Consider the following 16,481-nt stretch of genomic DNA (forward strand, 5'->3'; position numbering starts at 1 on the left):
CTCGATCACGTTGAATAATTAGCCAAAAAAACCAGGCCCCTGGAACTGCCCTGCATTAGACACATGGCTGCTTCACCAAGCGCTCACCGTTTATTTGCTACCAATAGCACTCCAATTACTACCATCCATCCGCATTTTACGTCCTATTACAGGTTTCTTGTTTACTAAGCAAATCGTCCTAGGCATATTTGCGTCACACCAGAAGTGTGACTTAGTTCACATATTTTTATACCAACATCCGGTCTGAGACCGGCCAGGAGAACCCAATGAAGAAACTCTATACGGCTTCTGCACTGACTGCGGCCCTACTCTGTGCCCCCCTGGCTAGCCAGGCAGCCACTGAAACCGACACCTTCGAGGTACTGCTCACTCTGCTTGCCTCATGCACTATTGATCAGGCCACGGATCTGGATTTCGGCACACAGACCGAAGCCGATGTGAACGCCGGGGGCGTCACATCCACCAGCACCGTCGGTGTTACCTGCTCTACTGGCACGGCCTACGATATCGGCCTGAGTGGCACCAATGGCAGCCGCGCCATGACCACCGCTGCAGGATCATCGGTAGCGTATGAGCTGTACCAAGATGCCGGTAACAGCACCGACTGGGACAATACCAGCGTGGTCTCCGACACGGGTAACAGTGCCCAGCAGGATTTCATCGTATACGGCCTGATTCCCGCCCAGACAGCGACCATTGATGCTGCTGACAACATCGACGGCGACACCGGTATCGACCTGAGTGATACCGTCACCGTGACCGTCACATTCTGATCCGCATAGCCGTCGTTTACCGCCCCCACTGTGGGGCGGACACATTCGGGGATGCATTTGCGTGAAAATATTACCCACGTCAATTCGCCGCTTGCCAGAGAGTCAGGTGCCCGCCGCCCCTGCCTGCCTGCTCGCGGCGTTTTTGTGCTGGTCCGGACCTGCCTGGGGGCAAGATTCAAGGCTTGCAGATGCCGGTGAGGCACAGCAGAACCAGGTATCTCTGAATCAAACCTTCTCGCAGTCAGATGTTGCCCGCCTTCGCGCCCAGGCCAGTGGCAACAGTAACGCTGCCTATATTGCTTATCCGCAACTTATCCTCAATGGCGCAGCTACCGCTCACATGCTGCCCACCCAGGTCTATGGCCAAGAGCTGGCTGTAGAAACCCGGGAATTACAAAAAATCGGCGTTCAATTTCCGACTCCGCCCCAGGCCCAATGGCAGAGCCTTGATGAGATGGGCATTGCCGGTCGGTACGATAACAATGCCCAACAGATCAATCTGGTTGTGCCTGCAGAGTGGCTGCCTAACCAGTCGTTCACGGCTGGTACCTTCCAGAGCAACACTCCGGTGCAGCGGGGCCAGGGTGCACTGCTGAACTATGATGCATTTAGCACTCGACAGGAAAACGGTGACCAAACCACCTCTGCCAGTCATGAGGCTCGTTTTTTCGGGGACTGGGGCGCTTTCAGCAGTAGCGGGGTGGTGCGTTGGAACGATTCGGACCCGGAAACCTCCGGGGACTATGTGCGGCTGGACAGTTTCTGGCGCTATACCAACCCTGACAAAATGCGCACCTATGTGGTTGGCGACACACTGAATGGGGCATTGAGCTGGACCCCGACCGTACGGCTCGCCGGTGTCCAGGTGTCACGCAATTTTGCCTCTCGCCCGGATCTGATTACCTTCCCGCTTCCTGAAATCAGTGGCTCCGCAACACTTCCGTCTGCTCTGGAAGTCTTCGTCAACGACTTGCGGCTCACAGAACAGGATGTTCAGCCGGGTCCTTTCCTGCTGGAAACCTCACCCCGCCTTACCGGGCTAGGGGAAGTCCAGGTCGTCACCACTGACACCCTGGGGCGGCAAGTCAGCCAGACCGTTCCCTTTTATGTCAGCCCACAATTGCTGCGAGAGGGTTATTGGGACTATTCCGCCACGGTGGGCGCCCCCCGGCGCTTCTATAGCGTGCGCTCCAATGATTACGACAACGACCCGGTCGCCACCGGGGTAGCACGTTATGGCCTCAACGACCGCGTCACTCTGGAAGCCACCGCAAATGCCAGTGAATCCCTCACCAATGCCGGCGCCGGCGTAGTGTTCCGCCCCGGATTACTGGGGGTCAGCAATGTGTCTCTGGCGCACGGCGAGGATGACATCAGCCAGGGGACGCAGTGGGCGGCCGGGCATGAATTCCGCACCCGCCGTTTTGGTCTCAGCGGTCAATACACACGCCGCACCGAGGGGTACAGAGATCTGGGCAACAGCCTGGATATTCGCCCGGCCATCGAAAGCAGCCTGCAGATCAATGGCAGCCTGAACCTGGGCCGCCGCCAGGGCAGCCTCAATGCCAGCTATCTGGACACAAAGCTATTTAATGGCGATGAAAACCGCTTTCTGGTGATTGGCCACAACCGTACACTTTGGCGGCAACTATCGCTGACCCTGAGTGTTAACCAGAACCTGGATGATAGTGAGGATCGCACCTGGCTGGCCTCGTTCAATTACTATCTCGATCGCTCCCAGGATCGCCCTGTGCAAGCAGGCGCGCGTATCAGCCATGATGAAAAAACCGACGATACCAGCACCGTTCTGACCCTGCAGCGCCAGGTGGAACAGTTCTGGGACCTGGGCTGGGATCTGGCCTATAGCCCAGATTCAGACGGCATCCGGCGGGCCAGCGGTCGCTGGTGGACGCCTTATCTGGATGTGCAAGCCGGCGTGTTCCGTCAGCAGGATAGCACCAATACCTTTGCCAACCTGAGCGGTTCCCTGGTGACCAATTACGAAGACGTGTTTGCCGCCAACACCATGAACGACAGCTTTGCCATTGTCGACGCCGGTGACTTCACCAATGTCCCGGTTCGCCGTGCTAACCGGGTAATCGGCCATACCAATCGCAACGGCACATTGTTGTTGCCCGACATGATTCCTTTCACGGAAAACAAGCTGAACATTGATGTCAACGATCTGCCGGTGGATGCCCGGATCGGTGACACGGAATTACTGATCAAACCCGCAGACCTTACCGGCATCACCGCACGCTTCTCGGTGGAACAAATACACAGTGCGGTTGTTGTGATACATGATCCCCAAGGCAAACCGCTCCCTGCCGGAAGCCGAGCACTCTTCAGTGACGATGATGTCACGGTAGTGGGCTACGATGGAGAAGTCTTTATTCAGGGCCTGGAGGCGGGCGAGAATACGCTGGATATTATTGACAATGGCAAACGGTGTACCGCCGATTTCAATTTCACACCCGCGCCAGGAACCTTGCCACGGATTGGTCCCTATACTTGTCATCCAACGTCTGAAACCAGCAATCCATAAAGAGTAATGTGCATCATGATCAAACGCTTTGCTGTCCTCATCGTCCCCGTGCTGCTGACCCTGGCACCCTCCTTAATGGCCGGACAGCTAACCGTGGCTCCCATCCGGCTCACCATGAGCCCGACGCAGCCCAACGCCACCTTCACCCTTACCAATGGCTCCAATGAAGATGGCTTCTACCAGCTACAGCTTTTTGCCTGGGAACAGGAAGGCGGTGAAACTCAGCTCAAAAGACAACAGGATCTGGTAATCACCCCCCCGGTGACCATGATCCCAGGCAACAGCGATCAGATAGTACGAGTAGTGAGGCAACGGCCTACGGACTCTGAAAAGGAAAAAAGCTATCGCCTGATCATCAGCGAAGTCCCGGATACCGAATCGGAGCGCGGTGCCCAACTGAAAGTGCTACTCAGGCTTTCCGTGCCGGTGTTTGTCGGCGACAAGAGCCAGACCCATGCGCTGTCAGTCACGCGACAACAGGGTCGCTTTGTCATTCATAACGGTGGCAATGGCCATGCCCGTCTTGTCGACGCCTATTGGCTGGATAATCAACAACAACGCCACATTATTCACAAAGGCCTGGCAGGTTACGTGCTTCCCGATAGCGAGCTGTGGCTGGACACCGATGACTTTAGCGGCCAGCCTGTTGCAGTAACATTTACCGCCAACGGCAAGAGCCTGACGTTGCCCGTTGAGGAGGAAAAATGAAAAGGGGAAACGTGCTGCTGGGCGGTGCCGTGCTCTTTCTGACACCCTGTGCATGGGGTGCTGTAAATTGCAGCTTACAGGGCAGTCCAACCCTGGACTTCGGCAACGTGGATCCCTTTACCGGCGGTAATGTACTAACACAGGTTACGGTGAACTGGTCTTGTACCCGTGGTTTCTTTGATTCGAACCAGAACACCATGTGCGTCCACGTCGCCAATGACAACAGCGGAGGCATGCTACCGAGACGACTGGTAGCCAATAGCAATCAGCCCCCGTCTATCCCCTTTAATGTCTATACCTCTGCAGCCAGAGTAGAGGTAGTCGGGCAACCGGGCGGAGCTACAAACTCCGGCATACCCGTCAATGTGAACATGCCGTTCTTCACCTTCAATGACAGCGGTACCGTTACCCTATATGGGTTGCTTCCTGGCCCGCTGCCGGGCACCACTCGAGCAGAGTTTCATCAAGCACTGATGACCGGCTCCCAGGTACGCGTGCGCACGGGCGGCTTCAACCAGAGCTGCAGTGCAGGGGCCGGCGCCATTACCGACAACTACACCCTGACCGCCCAGGTAACCATCCCGGATCAATGCCAGGTGGCAGCCACCGATCTGGATTTTGGTACCCGCAATACTCCCCTCGCTCAAGTGGATAGCACCTCCACCGTGACCGTGCGCTGTACAAACAGTACCGACTTCGAGGTCGGCCTCAACGGAGGGCTTACCGGTAATCGGGAGATGACCAATGGCACCGATCAGGTGGCCTACGAGCTTTATCAGGATGCGGCCCGCTCCGTAGACTGGGGTAACACGCCAGGCACCCTCCAGACGGGTATCGGGCTGGGCACTGGCTCAGCAATAAACCTCACAGTTTACGGGCGCGTTTTCGCCAACCCCACCGCCGAGGCGGGCAGTTACTCCGATACCGTCACGGTTGAAGTTACGTTTTAGGCCGACACAAGAAACCCGTCTCCTCCTGACGGCAAAGGCCCTGATGTTATTGAGCGCTTGGCAAAAACAGGCAATGGTTGTTCCTCGGCCATTGCGGTAGTAACGGTCACTCAATAAGCGTTTTCTGTATCGCGCTCGCGTGAAACTGTTGCTTTTCCCTGTTCCCCAATCGATACCATTTCTGCTGCTGGAACCAATGAGCCATCTACAGGGTCACGAGCAGACAATTGATGATGATATTCCAGCGCCCGCTGCCATTGCTCCAGAAACCAGCGTCCCTGACTCAGACTTTGCAACGCCAGATCCAGGGATTGGCGGGACAGTTTGCCAGCCATGGCATTCGCCAGCAGTGCACTCTTGGTACTTTCATATTGCCCAAGCAGAGACGCATCCGCTCCCCGTTCACCGCCACGCTGCCAGTCCTGTTCCATCACTCTGCTGGCATTGGCAAACCAGTGTGACAGTAACGCCTGAATAACAGGCCAGTCAGAGTGGCGCTGCATGGCCAGGCCGAAACCATTGAGCCGTTGCAGGGTTTCATCCATGTTCACCAGGTTTCCCTGCAGCCGCCACCCCATCTGAAAGGCTGCCACCTGCTCATCCACCAGTTGTTGTCGAGCCACATCGGCAAGGAAATCCCCCACACCGGCATGCAACCGGGTTCGATCCGCGATTTGCTCCAGACGATCAGAATCAGGTGCCGGTAAGGTGGCCAGCGCCTGCGGATACTGCGCCAGCAAACGCTGCATTTCCTGACTCAGCGCCACTCTCGCCGCATCCGGTAATGTCACCAGGTTTCTGTCGAGAAATTGTAGCTGTACGGTGCTCTTCTGACGCTCACCAAAACGGCGCAAGAGGAAGCGGCTCAGAGGCGGTTCCAGCGGCCACATCAGTGCAATGCCCAACAGGTTGAAGCAGGTATGGAACAGCGCCAGTTGCGCTGCGGGATCACCATCCAGCTGCCACAGCCCGGCCAGGTAGCCCACCAGGTCCAACAAGGGGCTCAGTAATAACAGCGCCATCACACCAGTGAGAATATTGAACAGAACATGGGCCACCGCCAGACGTCGCGCATTGGCCGTCGCCCCAAGCGTAGCCAACAACGCTGTGGAGGTAGTGCCCACATTCGCGCCGATCACCACTGCCGCCGCCTCGCGAAAACCCAACAACCCGCCAGCCAGAGCCGTGAGCACCAACGCTACAGCGGCACTGGAGGACTGCATCAGGGTGGTCAGAATAATACCCACCAGAATCAGCCACACCAACGGTGTTCCGGCATCGGGTAACGGGAAACTCTCTCCCATGTGCTGGAACCCGCTGGACAGTACCTCGATGCCCAGAAACAACACGCCAAACCCCGCCAGCGCCATACCCAGATTGCGATAACGGTCCGCCGGCGCAAACACCCGCATCAGGGCACCGATACCCACCAATGGCAGGGCGATGGCATTGATCTGAAACTTGACCCCTACCAGCGCCACCACCCAGGCCGTCAGCGTGGTACCCAGATTGCTGCCAAAGATCACCCACACCGCCCGTTCGAATCGCAACAGGCCGGTATTGACGAAACCCAGTGCCGCCACCGTTATGGCGCTGGATGACTGCACCAGCGCCGTCAACAAGGTGCCGGACAACAGACCACGCAGGCGATTGCGAGTCCAACTGGCCAGCAGCTTTTCCAGTGACGCACCGGCAGCCACTTTCAGCCCTTCGGTGATCAACCACATGCCCAGCAGAAAAAGGCCCACACCACCCAGTACCGTTGTTACATACTCCATTGCTACGTCTCTGCTCCTTGTCAACAAATCAGTGACGGACTGCTGTCATACTATCTGCGTTTCACTCCCTGGCGTCATCACTATCGCTTCAGCCATGATGAACCACGACGATCAGACAGACACGGAGAGCAATGATCATGCAAGACGCCCCTTCCCTGCCCGATGACATGCAACCCTGGTCTGCCGGTTATGGTGTTATTCAACACAATGACTCTACCCTGTCGCGCCTGAAGACGCTGCTGGATAAGGCCGGCGACCCGGTCACCCGCGGACGCTGGCTGGCACTGCTGGCAGCAGCGGATCGCCTCACCTGTATGGGTATGTGGCTGGTAGCCAACATGACCTACGTGCAGCGCCCGCGGCTGGATGGCCAACCGCTGACTGCCGACGATTTCAAGCAGACACCGGAAGGTCATACTGGCGGTGCCCTCAACATGGTGCCGGCCTATGTCGGCTATCTGCTCGCCAACAGTCTGAGCGGCAAGACCCGCAGCTGGCTCATGGGACAAGGGCATTGCGTGGCGGCCATTGATGCGGTGAATCTGCTCACCGGCAATCTGTCTCCGGCCCATGCGCAACGTTACCGTCTCGACGAGGCCGGGCTCGCCCGTTTTGTGGCAGATTTTTATCATTACGGCGTCAAGGCAGACGGTTATCCGCAATCGCCACTGGGCAGCCACGTCAACGCCTACACTGCCGGCGGCATCATGGAGGGAGGCTACCTGGGATTTGCAGAACTGCAGTACGCCCACATGCCATTACCCGACCAATCACTGGTGGCATTTCTCAGTGATGGCGCCTTCGAAGAACAACGTGGCAGTGACTGGACGCCTCGCTGGTGGCGGGGCCAGGACTGCGGCGACCTGTTGCCGGTGATGATTGCCAACGGCCGCCGTATTGACCAGCGTACCAGTCTCAGCCAGTCCGGTGGCAGCAGCTGGTTCGCCGGCCACCTGACCCTCAACGGCTTTGATCCGATCACCATCGACGGGCGCGATCCGGCAGCCTTTGCCTGGGCCTTGCTGGAAGCGGAACAACGTCTGGGCAACCTGCGTCGGCAAGCTGATTACCCAGCCCCGCTGCCCTACATCATCGCCGAGACGACAAAGGGGTTCGGCTTTCCCGGTGCCGGCACCAATGCTGCGCACAACCTGCCACTGGTTGATAACCCGGCCAGTGATGCGAAAACCCGCCAGCGATTCAACGACGGCGCCGGCGCGCTTTTTGTGCCGCCGGAAGAACTGCAGGCAGCAGTCGCATTACTGAACAATCATGGTTACAGCCAGCGCCCACTGGAGCGGGACCATCCCCTGGCAGAACCGGCGCCGGTTTCCCCATTACAGTTCCCCGACCTGGCAGGCCTGACACTACCCGCCGCTCCCATGGCGGCCATCGACCAGGCCTTTGTGGCACTGGTGAAAGCGAACCCGGCATTACGGGTGCGGGTTGGCAACCCGGACGAGATGCGCAGCAACCGTCTCAATGAAAGCCTGGACCTGTTGCAGCATCGGGTCACCGATCCGGAGCAAGGCATTGCCGAATCCCTGCATGGTTCGGTGATCACCGCCCTCAATGAAGAAGCGGTGGTATGTGCCGCCCTGGCCAACAAGCAGGGACTCAATCTGGTTGCCAGCTACGAGGCCTTTGCGGTGAAAATGCTCGGCGCCATGCGCCAGGAAATTCTCTTCTCGAGACAGCGCCGCCATGCCGACCGAGGCCCCCACTGGATCAGCGTGCCGATTCTGCTGAGTTCTCACACCTGGGAAAACGGCAAGAATGAGCAATCCCACCAGGACCCAACCCTGTGCGAAGCCTGGCTGGCGGAAATGCAGGATGTGGCGCCGGTGCTGTTTCCGGTGGACGCGCGCAGCGCAGTGCAGGCACTCCTGAAAATCTACCGCAGCCGGGGGCAGGTCGCCGTTCTGGTGGTGCCGAAAAATCCCCAGCCCGCGCAACTCAGTGAAGAGCAGGCCCGGGAACTGACGGACCAGGGCGCCCTGTGCCTGCATCAGGACCCGTCGCCCCGGGTACAGCTGGTAGCCATCGGCGCCTACCAGCTGGTGGAAATGCAACGGGCCAGCCAGCGCCTGAAAGAGCATGGCATGCCCCATTGCCTGTCGGTGATACAGGAGCCCGGACGTTTTCGGCTCCCGCGCGATTCCGAGGAAGCGCAAAGCCTGCATTCCCTCTCCGCCATGACACAGCTGTTGCCAACCGTGGCGGAACGGGTATTCCTGGTCCACGGTCACCCGGAAGTGTTCAGCGGTGTGATGCGCCCGCTGGATACCGGTGAACGCAGCCGCTTCCTGGGCTATCGCAATCGCGGCGGTACACTGGACACCTTCGGCATGCTCTACGCCAACCACAGCACCTGGGCCCATGTCTTGCAGCAGGTAGCGGAGCTACTGGGCCAGCCGGCCACGCCCTGGCTGACCACTGATGAAAATGCCGCGGCTCAGGGGCTCGGCGACCCGGATGCCCTTCGCTGATGGCGGCGAGAACGCAGGCGGCGGATCAGCCATTTTTCCATTTCCACTGCCAGCAACAATAACAGCGCCACCGCCGCTGCCTGCCCCCAGAAAGCCGGGGACAGGGGGCGGGAAGCGAACAGGGTTTGCATGAAGGGCACCACGAAAAACAGCCACTGCAGCAGCAACACGGCCAGCACCGCCATCAGGGTTGGCAACAGTCTCGTCAGCGACAGATCGGACCAGGCAGGGGCCAGTAGCCGGCGGCAGGCAAACAGGTAGGTAATCTCAATCCATACCAGGGTGAGCACCGCCATATTTCGCGCCAGATCCAGATCCGTCTCGGCGAAACGGCTGAATTGCCAGAACACCAGCGCGGTGCCCAGGGCACCCACCCACAGCAGGCGCCCCAGCAACAATGGCGATACCAATCCCTGGCTGGGTGGCCGTGGGGGGCGGCGCATCAGATCCGGTTCGCCGTGTTCAAACCCTAACGCCAACGCTAGGGTGACTGCCGTGATCATGTTTACCCAGAGTATCTGCACCGGGGTAATCGGCAGCGGCGTACCGAGCACCACCGCCACCAGTAATACCGACGCCTCGATAAGACCAGTAGGCAACAGAAACAGCAGTGCCTTGACGATGTTGTCGTAGACCGTGCGCCCTTCGCGCACCGCCGCCGCAATGGTGGCAAAATTGTCATCGGTGAGCACCATGGCCGACGCATCACGGGCCGCATCGGTGCCTTTGCCGCCCATGGCGACGCCGATGTCGGCGCGCTGCAGCGCCGGCGCATCATTGACACCATCTCCGGTCATCGCCACTACCTGCCCCCCGGCCTGCAACCGCTCCACCAGACGCAGCTTGTCCGCCGGCGAGGTGCGGGCAAACACATCCACCTCGGCCAGCACCTGATCCAGTTGTCCGTCATCCAGTGCAGATAATTCCTGGCCGGTGATTACACGCTGGCCGCGCAGCCCCAACTGGGCGGCGATGACCGATGCGGTACGGGGGTTATCACCGGTAATCATCTTGACGCGAATACCGGCCTGCTGGCACTGCGCCACCGCAGTGACCGCTTCCTGACGGGGCGGATCCGTGGTGCCGGTCAAGCCGAGGAACACCAGCCCCTGCTCCAGATCCGGATGGCCAATAGGACGGCCCATCGAGGGCATGACCTTGCAGGCCAGTCCCAGCACCCGCATGCCCTCCCCGGCCAACCTCTCCAATTGTTGTTGCCAATAGTCGCTATTCAATGGTTCGGCGCCGTCGCCGCTCTGTTGCTGATCGCACAGCGCCAGCAAGCGCTCCGGCGCGCCCTTGACCATCAGCATGGGCTGACCCGCCACTTCGTTGAGAGTGGCCATGTAGAGCCGCTCGGCGGCAAAGGGCAATTCATCCCTGCGCGGACACTGCTGGCGAAACGCTTCCGTCAGTCCAGCCTTGCGCGCCAGCACATACAAGGCCCCCTCGGTGGGATCACCCTGCATCACCCATTGCCCATCACGCTGGTTCAGGTGGGAGTCGTTGCACAGCATGGCCACCTGGGCGGCGCGGGCAAAAATCTCCAATGCCGCCGGGCTGTTGCTCTCAACCAGGCCTTGCGGCGCATACCCCTCGCCGGACAACTGCACCTGCCCAGCAGCGGTGACAAAAGTGCGGGTGGTCATTTCATTGCGGGTCAGGGTGCCGGTCTTGTCGGAGCAGATCACCGTCACCGAACCGAGCACTTCCACCGCCGGCAACTTGCGAATCACCGCATGGTTCCTGGCCATCCGTTGCACGCCTATGGCCAGGGTAATGGTGACCACCGCCGGCAACCCTTCCGGAATCGCCGCTACCACCACCCCCACGGCAACCCGTAACAATTCGCCGGGCGCCAGCCCCATGATGCCGGCCCCCCAGGCCAGCCCTATACCGCTCACCACAATGATCAGCAACGCCAGTTGGTGACCGAAACGAGTCAGCGCCCGGGTCAACGGGGTCACCGGCGCACTGACCGTGGCCACCAGGTTCCCGATGTGCCCCAGCTGGGTTGCCATGCCGGTGGCCACCACGACGCCCTGGGCGCTGCCTGTGGTCACCAGGGACCCCATCCAGGCCATATTGCGCCTTTCCGCCAGGGGAAAATCGCCGGGTAACGAATCCTGCTGTTTGGCAACCGGTACCGATTCGCCGGTGAGCATGGCTTCGTCACAGTGAAGCTCACGCACCTGCAGCAGGCGCAGATCTGCCGGCACCCGGTCCCCGGCGGCCAGTATCACCACATCCCCCGGCACCAGCTCACTGGCTTCCAGGGTATGCGGCCGACCATCACGAAGTACTTGGCAATGGGAAACCAGCATGCATTGGATCGAGCGCAGGGCGGCCTCAGCCTTGCCTTCCTGAACGAAGCCCACCAGGGCATTGATCACCACCACCAGCAGGATTACCGTGGCATCACTGTAATAGCCCAGCAGCAACGCCAACAGCGCCGCAGCCAGCAGGATATACAGCAGTACGTTATGAAACTGGCTGGCCAGGCGCCGCCAGACACTGCGAGGCTTCTGCTCCAGCAAACGGTTTTCGCCGAAGCGGCCACGACGAGCAGCCACCTGCTCACTGGTTAGCCCCTCAGCCTGACTCTCCAGGGCATCGAGAGCGGCAACCCCGCTGTCGTTATGCCATTGCGGGTGCGCGGAAGCATCCATTGTGGGCCTCAGGAAAAATCTGGCGAGAACGCTACCTGGGGCTCGGCCACAGACACCGGAATCCCCATCTCACTCAAGGCACCGGCCAGACTTTCCAGCGCCTCCGGCTCGCCATGGACCAGACGAAACCGGGGCTCTCCACCAATGCCCTTTGCCCAGGCCAACAGCTCATTACGACCGGCATGGGCAGAGAAACCGCCCAGCGTATGGCACTGGGCACGCACCACAAAACGCTGCCCGAACATGCGGATATGGCTGGCCCCATCCACTATCTGCCGCCCCAGAGTGCCGCGTGCCTGGTAGCCAGTGAACACCAGATGATTACGTTCCTGCCACAGACGGTGCTTGAGGTGATGACGGATACGGCCCCCGTTACACATGCCACTGCCAGCAATGATAATGGCGCCACGCTCAATGCGGTTGATGCGCATGGACTGCTCCACGTCGGGAGTGGGAGAGAGCACCGGCAAAAACTCTTGCAGTGAACGGGCCCCGAAATGGGCCATCACTCGCTGATCATCTTTATCCATGGCATCCAGCCACTGGTCATAGAGTCGTGTGACTTCCAGCGCCATGGGGCTGTCCAGAAACACCTGCCAACCGGACAGCAGACCCCGGTGATACAGACAGCCCAAGTGGAACAGTAATTCCTGAGTTCGACCAACCGCAAAGGCCGGCATCATGATCACACCATCATTGCGCGCCTCGGCGATGATCTGTTCCAGCTCTGTCATGGTGTCTTCCTGGCTACGGTGATCACGGTCGCCGTAGGTACTTTCCATCAACACCAGGTCTGCACGTTCGGGCACTTCCGGTGGCCGCATCAGCACGCGCTGGCTGGCCCCCAGGTCACCGGAAAAGACCAGCGTCCGAGGAGGCTCCCCGGCCACGGTCAACACAACCACCGCGGAGCCGAGAATGTGCCCGGCATCCAGCAGGCTCAAATCCAGGCCGGACAGAATCGTTTCATCCTGGCGATAACTCAGTGGCTGGCACTGTTCCAGCACCTGGCGCACATGATCGAGGGTATAACGGGGACTCAACTGGCGGCGGCCGGCGCGACGGCGACGCAAGTTACCATTGTCCAGATCACGCTGGTAAATACTGGCAGCGTCTTCGAGCATAATCGCCAGCAGGTTTCGGGTGGCATGGGTGCAGTAAATCGGCCCACCAAAGCCTTCTGCCACCAGCAGGGGCAACAGACCACTATGGTCCAGGTGAGCATGGGACAGCACCACCGCATCAATATCCCGGGGGTTGAAGTCGAAACGCTCCTCCTGCAGACGTTTCACCACATCACCGCCCTGATGCATACCGCAGTCGAGCAACACGGACTTGCCCTGCACGGTTAGCCGGTGACAAGAGCCGGTCACCTCTCCTGCCGCCCCATGAGACGTTACCGTAATAGCCGGTTCATTATCCTTAGCCATCATTCTTGCCCCCGCCCGTGAATCAGATTTGCCGGCGTCCACTGGCCGGAACGTTCGGGCGACAGCATCACCTCCACTCTCCGGCAGACTGCAGCACCCCGCCGAACATGCCGCCCTGTCAGGTAACAGAATGTCATTGTGGACACGCTACATCTACATTTTTACCTTGGAATTGAACAGTAATCTGTCACACATCAATGAAAAATCGGTTAACTAACACCTGCCATTTTTCGGTGCCCAATGGATCTTCCGTTAAACCTGCTTGCCGCACTATTACTGCCTCTACCCACCGATGGCGGCAACCTGGCGCCCGAGTGGTACCAGCCGCACGTGGACGTGCAGTGGCAGATCCAGCTACAGGGTGAGATCAACACCGGCTATGACGTGGAACTGTATGTGGTGGACCTTTTCGATACCGAAGAGAGTGTGATTCAGGACCTGCAGGCCGCTGGCAAAAAGGTGATCTGCTATTTTTCCGCCGGGACCTACGAAAACTGGCGCCCGGACCGCTACCGTTTCCTGCCCACTGAAAAGGGTCGGCGCCTGGGTAACTGGCCGGGCGAGCGCTGGCTGGATATCCGCTCCCTCAATGTTCGCAAGCGCATGGCAGATCGTATTGAACTGGCCGCGCAAAAAGGCTGCGATGGGGTCGATCCGGACAATGTGGATGGCTATACCAATGAAACCGGCTTCCCTCTGAATAGCAGGCAGCAGCTCTCTTATAACCGTTTTCTGTTTCGCACCGCCCATCAGTACAGCCTCGCCGTATCCCTGAAAAATGACCTGCAACAGGTCAGGGAACTGGTGGATTATGCGGATTTTGCCATCAACGAATCCTGCCATGAATGGCGCGAGTGTCACCTGCTGCAACCCTTCATCGATGCCGGCAAACCGGTACTGCATATTGACTATCGGTTCAGCCAGGATGCAGGGGAGAGAACCTTCCACTGCGAACATATGGAGATTCTGGGCTTCCGCTCAATGACCCTTCCCCTGGCGCTGGACGACAGCTTCCGCTTCAGTTGCTTCTAAGCCATTTCCGGCCCCATTGATCAGGATCAACATCCTGGTCTGTCCTGTCATGGGCGGGCTGCTACACTGGGAACCTGGCTCTTCAGGAACCCGGTTTTTCTATGCATGATGCCCTCACACTCATTGTTGTTCTGCTCGGCACCGCCGTGGCTGCCGTGGTGCTGTTTCGGCGGCTTGGTATGCCACCCATTCTGGCCTACCTGCTCTGCGGCCTTGCTGCCGGACCCTTCGGCTTTGGCTGGGTCAGCAATACCGACGGCATTCAACACCTGGCCGAGTTTGGCATCGTTTTTCTGTTGTTTACGCTGGGCCTGGAATTTTCCATCCCACGGTTGATGACCCTGCGCCGTATCGTCTTCGGCGCCGGCCCGCTGCAAGTCGCCCTCACCGGCCTGGCAGTGTTCGCTATCATGCGGTTGCTCGGGTTTGACTACACACCCTCTCTGATTACCGCCTGTGCTCTCTCCCTCTCCTCAACCGCCATTGTGATCCGCGATCTGATATCCCGGGGATCGGTCAATACCGGCTACGGCAGAACCTCCACTGGCATACTGCTGTTCCAGGATCTGGCCGCCGTGATCATGCTGGTGATGTTGCCGATCCTCACTCAGGAAAACAGCGGCCCCATGTGGTCCGTGGCGTCACTGACGCTGGGCAAATCCCTGCTGTTGTTTGCCGGTATCTATGTGATCGGCCGTTGGGTGCTGCCACGCATGCTGGAAGAAACCGGCCGCGCCCGTTCCGATGAGGTCTTTGTCATGACCGCCCTGCTGCTGGCATTGCTGGCGGCCTGGGTAACTCACTGGCTGGGCCTGTCCATGGCCCTGGGTGCTTTTCTGGCCGGCATGATGCTGGGCGAGAGCCACTTCCGCCATCAGATCGAAGCCGACCTGCGCCCCTTCCGGGATCTGCTACTGGGGCTTTTCTTTATCAGTGTCGGCATGCTGGTGGATCCGAACCTGTTCGCCGATCAGTGGCACTGGATCATACTCGCCGCTGCGGCATTGATGCTGTTCAAGGGGCTGCTGATATTTACGCTGCTGCGCTTGTTGAAAGAGCGCAGCGATACCGCAATGCGAAGCGGACTGATTCTCTCCCAGGCGGGGGAGTTCGGTTTTGTCCTGGTTGCACTGGGGGTCTCTCATCAGCTGATTACGCCGGACAAGGCTGGCTTGCTGGTCTCCATCGTGGTGCTGACCATGGTGTTCACGCCCGCATTGCTGGATAACAGCGGTCGTCTTACCCGCCGGCTGCTACAACGCTGGCAAAGAATTCCTGAAGACACCCCAATCTCCGATGAAACCCGCAACCACGTGATCCTCTGCGGCTATGGCCGGGTGGGTCAGAACCTGATGCGCTACCTGAACAGCTTCCACATGAAAGCCGTGGCGGTGGACCGGGATCTGGTACGACTACAGGAAGCCAGCGCCGCCGGTGAACACATCCTGTTTGGTGATTCCAGCCGCAAGGAAATCCTGGTCAATGCCGGTATTCAGCACGCTCGCCTGCTGGTGGTGACCTTTGACGACCCACGTCTGGCAGAGCGCATCCTGCATACCGCTCGGGAGCTCAATCCCAATATCCGCATCCTGGTACGTACCCGGGACGACACTTACCTTGATGCGCTGATCGATGCCGGTGCGGAAGAAGTGGTCCCCGAAGTACTGGAAGCTTCGCTGATGCTGGTTGCCCATGCCCTGATGATGCTGGATGTGCCCTTCGACCGGGTCATGGCCACGCTGCGCAAGACCCGCCGGGAACGCTACCGCATGTTGCAGGGCTATTATCACGGCGACACCCTGCCCACTACCGACAGTGCCGGCAACCCGTACCGCCTGTTGCATGCGGTGACATTATCCGACAAGGCCCGGGGCATCGGCCGGAGCATTGCACGCTGTGCATTACGGGATGTGGAAATCCGGGCGGTAAAACGGGATGACCAGACACTGGAAAGCCCTGACCCAGAGCTGGTTCTCGAGCCGGGAGATACGGTGATTCTTTACGGTCCGCTGGAAGCAGTGGAAGCTGCGGAAAACCGCTTGCTGGGAGGGTAAGGCAGTAGCAAGTTACAAGTAGAAAGTTGCAACGCGCGATAGCTATAGTCGAT

10 protein-coding genes are annotated in these 16,481 nt (G+C 59.1%); 7 read left to right on the plus strand and 3 right to left on the minus strand.

The window, feature by feature from the left end:
• Nucleotides 1-266 precede the first annotated feature (266 nt).
• From T9A_RS12565 to T9A_RS16905, 4 genes are all read left to right on the plus strand, one after another.
• Complete coding sequence (locus T9A_RS12565; RefSeq protein WP_035248968.1) at nucleotides 267-773, plus strand: Csu type fimbrial protein; 507 nt, start codon at nucleotides 267-269, stop codon at nucleotides 771-773.
• A 61-nt stretch (nucleotides 774-834) separates the two neighbouring features.
• Nucleotides 835-3,318, plus strand: coding sequence for a fimbria/pilus outer membrane usher protein (locus T9A_RS12570; protein WP_156964899.1), 2,484 nt, complete (start codon nucleotides 835-837; stop codon nucleotides 3,316-3,318).
• Between the two features lie 15 nt (nucleotides 3,319-3,333).
• Entirely contained in the window at nucleotides 3,334-4,026 is a 693-nt protein-coding gene (locus T9A_RS12575; protein ID WP_198030668.1) for a fimbrial biogenesis chaperone, read from the plus strand.
• Nucleotides 4,023-4,976, plus strand: coding sequence for a Csu type fimbrial protein (locus T9A_RS16905; RefSeq protein ID WP_084573495.1), 954 nt, complete (start codon nucleotides 4,023-4,025; stop codon nucleotides 4,974-4,976). Before T9A_RS12575 ends, T9A_RS16905 begins: the two co-directional genes overlap by 4 nt.
• A gap of 110 nt (nucleotides 4,977-5,086) precedes the next feature.
• Here the strand turns inward: T9A_RS16905 and T9A_RS16680 are convergent, their stop codons facing one another.
• Entirely contained in the window at nucleotides 5,087-6,754 is a 1,668-nt protein-coding gene (locus tag T9A_RS16680) for a Na/Pi cotransporter family protein (protein ID WP_052042969.1), read from the minus strand.
• A 137-nt stretch (nucleotides 6,755-6,891) separates the two neighbouring features.
• Between T9A_RS16680 and T9A_RS12590 the strand changes: the two genes are divergently transcribed.
• Nucleotides 6,892-9,243, plus strand: a complete 2,352-nt coding sequence (locus tag T9A_RS12590) for a phosphoketolase family protein (RefSeq protein ID WP_035249029.1) — start codon at nucleotides 6,892-6,894, stop codon at nucleotides 9,241-9,243.
• Here T9A_RS12590 and T9A_RS12595 read toward each other — a convergent pair.
• Together T9A_RS12595 and T9A_RS12600 are read right to left on the minus strand one after the other, a co-directional pair.
• Nucleotides 9,210-11,912 (minus strand): cation-translocating P-type ATPase, encoded by a 2,703-nt coding sequence (locus T9A_RS12595; protein WP_052042971.1) that lies wholly within the window; start codon nucleotides 11,910-11,912, stop codon nucleotides 9,210-9,212. The two genes, T9A_RS12590 and T9A_RS12595, sit on opposite strands and share 34 nt — an antisense overlap.
• Nucleotides 11,913-11,920: 8 nt before the next feature.
• A complete protein-coding gene (locus T9A_RS12600) occupies nucleotides 11,921-13,345 on the minus strand; it encodes an MBL fold metallo-hydrolase RNA specificity domain-containing protein (protein WP_232222108.1) in 1,425 nt (474 codons plus the stop codon).
• A gap of 237 nt (nucleotides 13,346-13,582) precedes the next feature.
• Here T9A_RS12600 and T9A_RS12605 point away from each other — a divergent pair, with 237 nt between their 5' ends.
• Both T9A_RS12605 and T9A_RS12610 read left to right on the plus strand, forming a co-directional pair.
• The gene (locus T9A_RS12605) at nucleotides 13,583-14,374 is read left to right on the plus strand and encodes an endo alpha-1,4 polygalactosaminidase (protein WP_035248973.1); all 792 of its coding nucleotides are present in this window, start codon (nucleotides 13,583-13,585) and stop codon (nucleotides 14,372-14,374) included.
• A 101-nt stretch (nucleotides 14,375-14,475) separates the two neighbouring features.
• Nucleotides 14,476-16,428 carry a monovalent cation:proton antiporter family protein gene (locus T9A_RS12610; RefSeq protein ID WP_035248976.1) on the plus strand — a complete coding sequence of 651 codons (1,953 nt, stop codon included), beginning with the start codon at nucleotides 14,476-14,478 and terminating at the stop codon, nucleotides 16,426-16,428.
• Nucleotides 16,429-16,481 lie beyond the last annotated feature (53 nt).

Source organism: Alcanivorax jadensis T9 (assembly GCF_000756655.1).
In the GTDB taxonomy this organism is placed as follows: Bacteria; Pseudomonadota; Gammaproteobacteria; order Pseudomonadales; family Alcanivoracaceae; genus Alcanivorax; species Alcanivorax jadensis.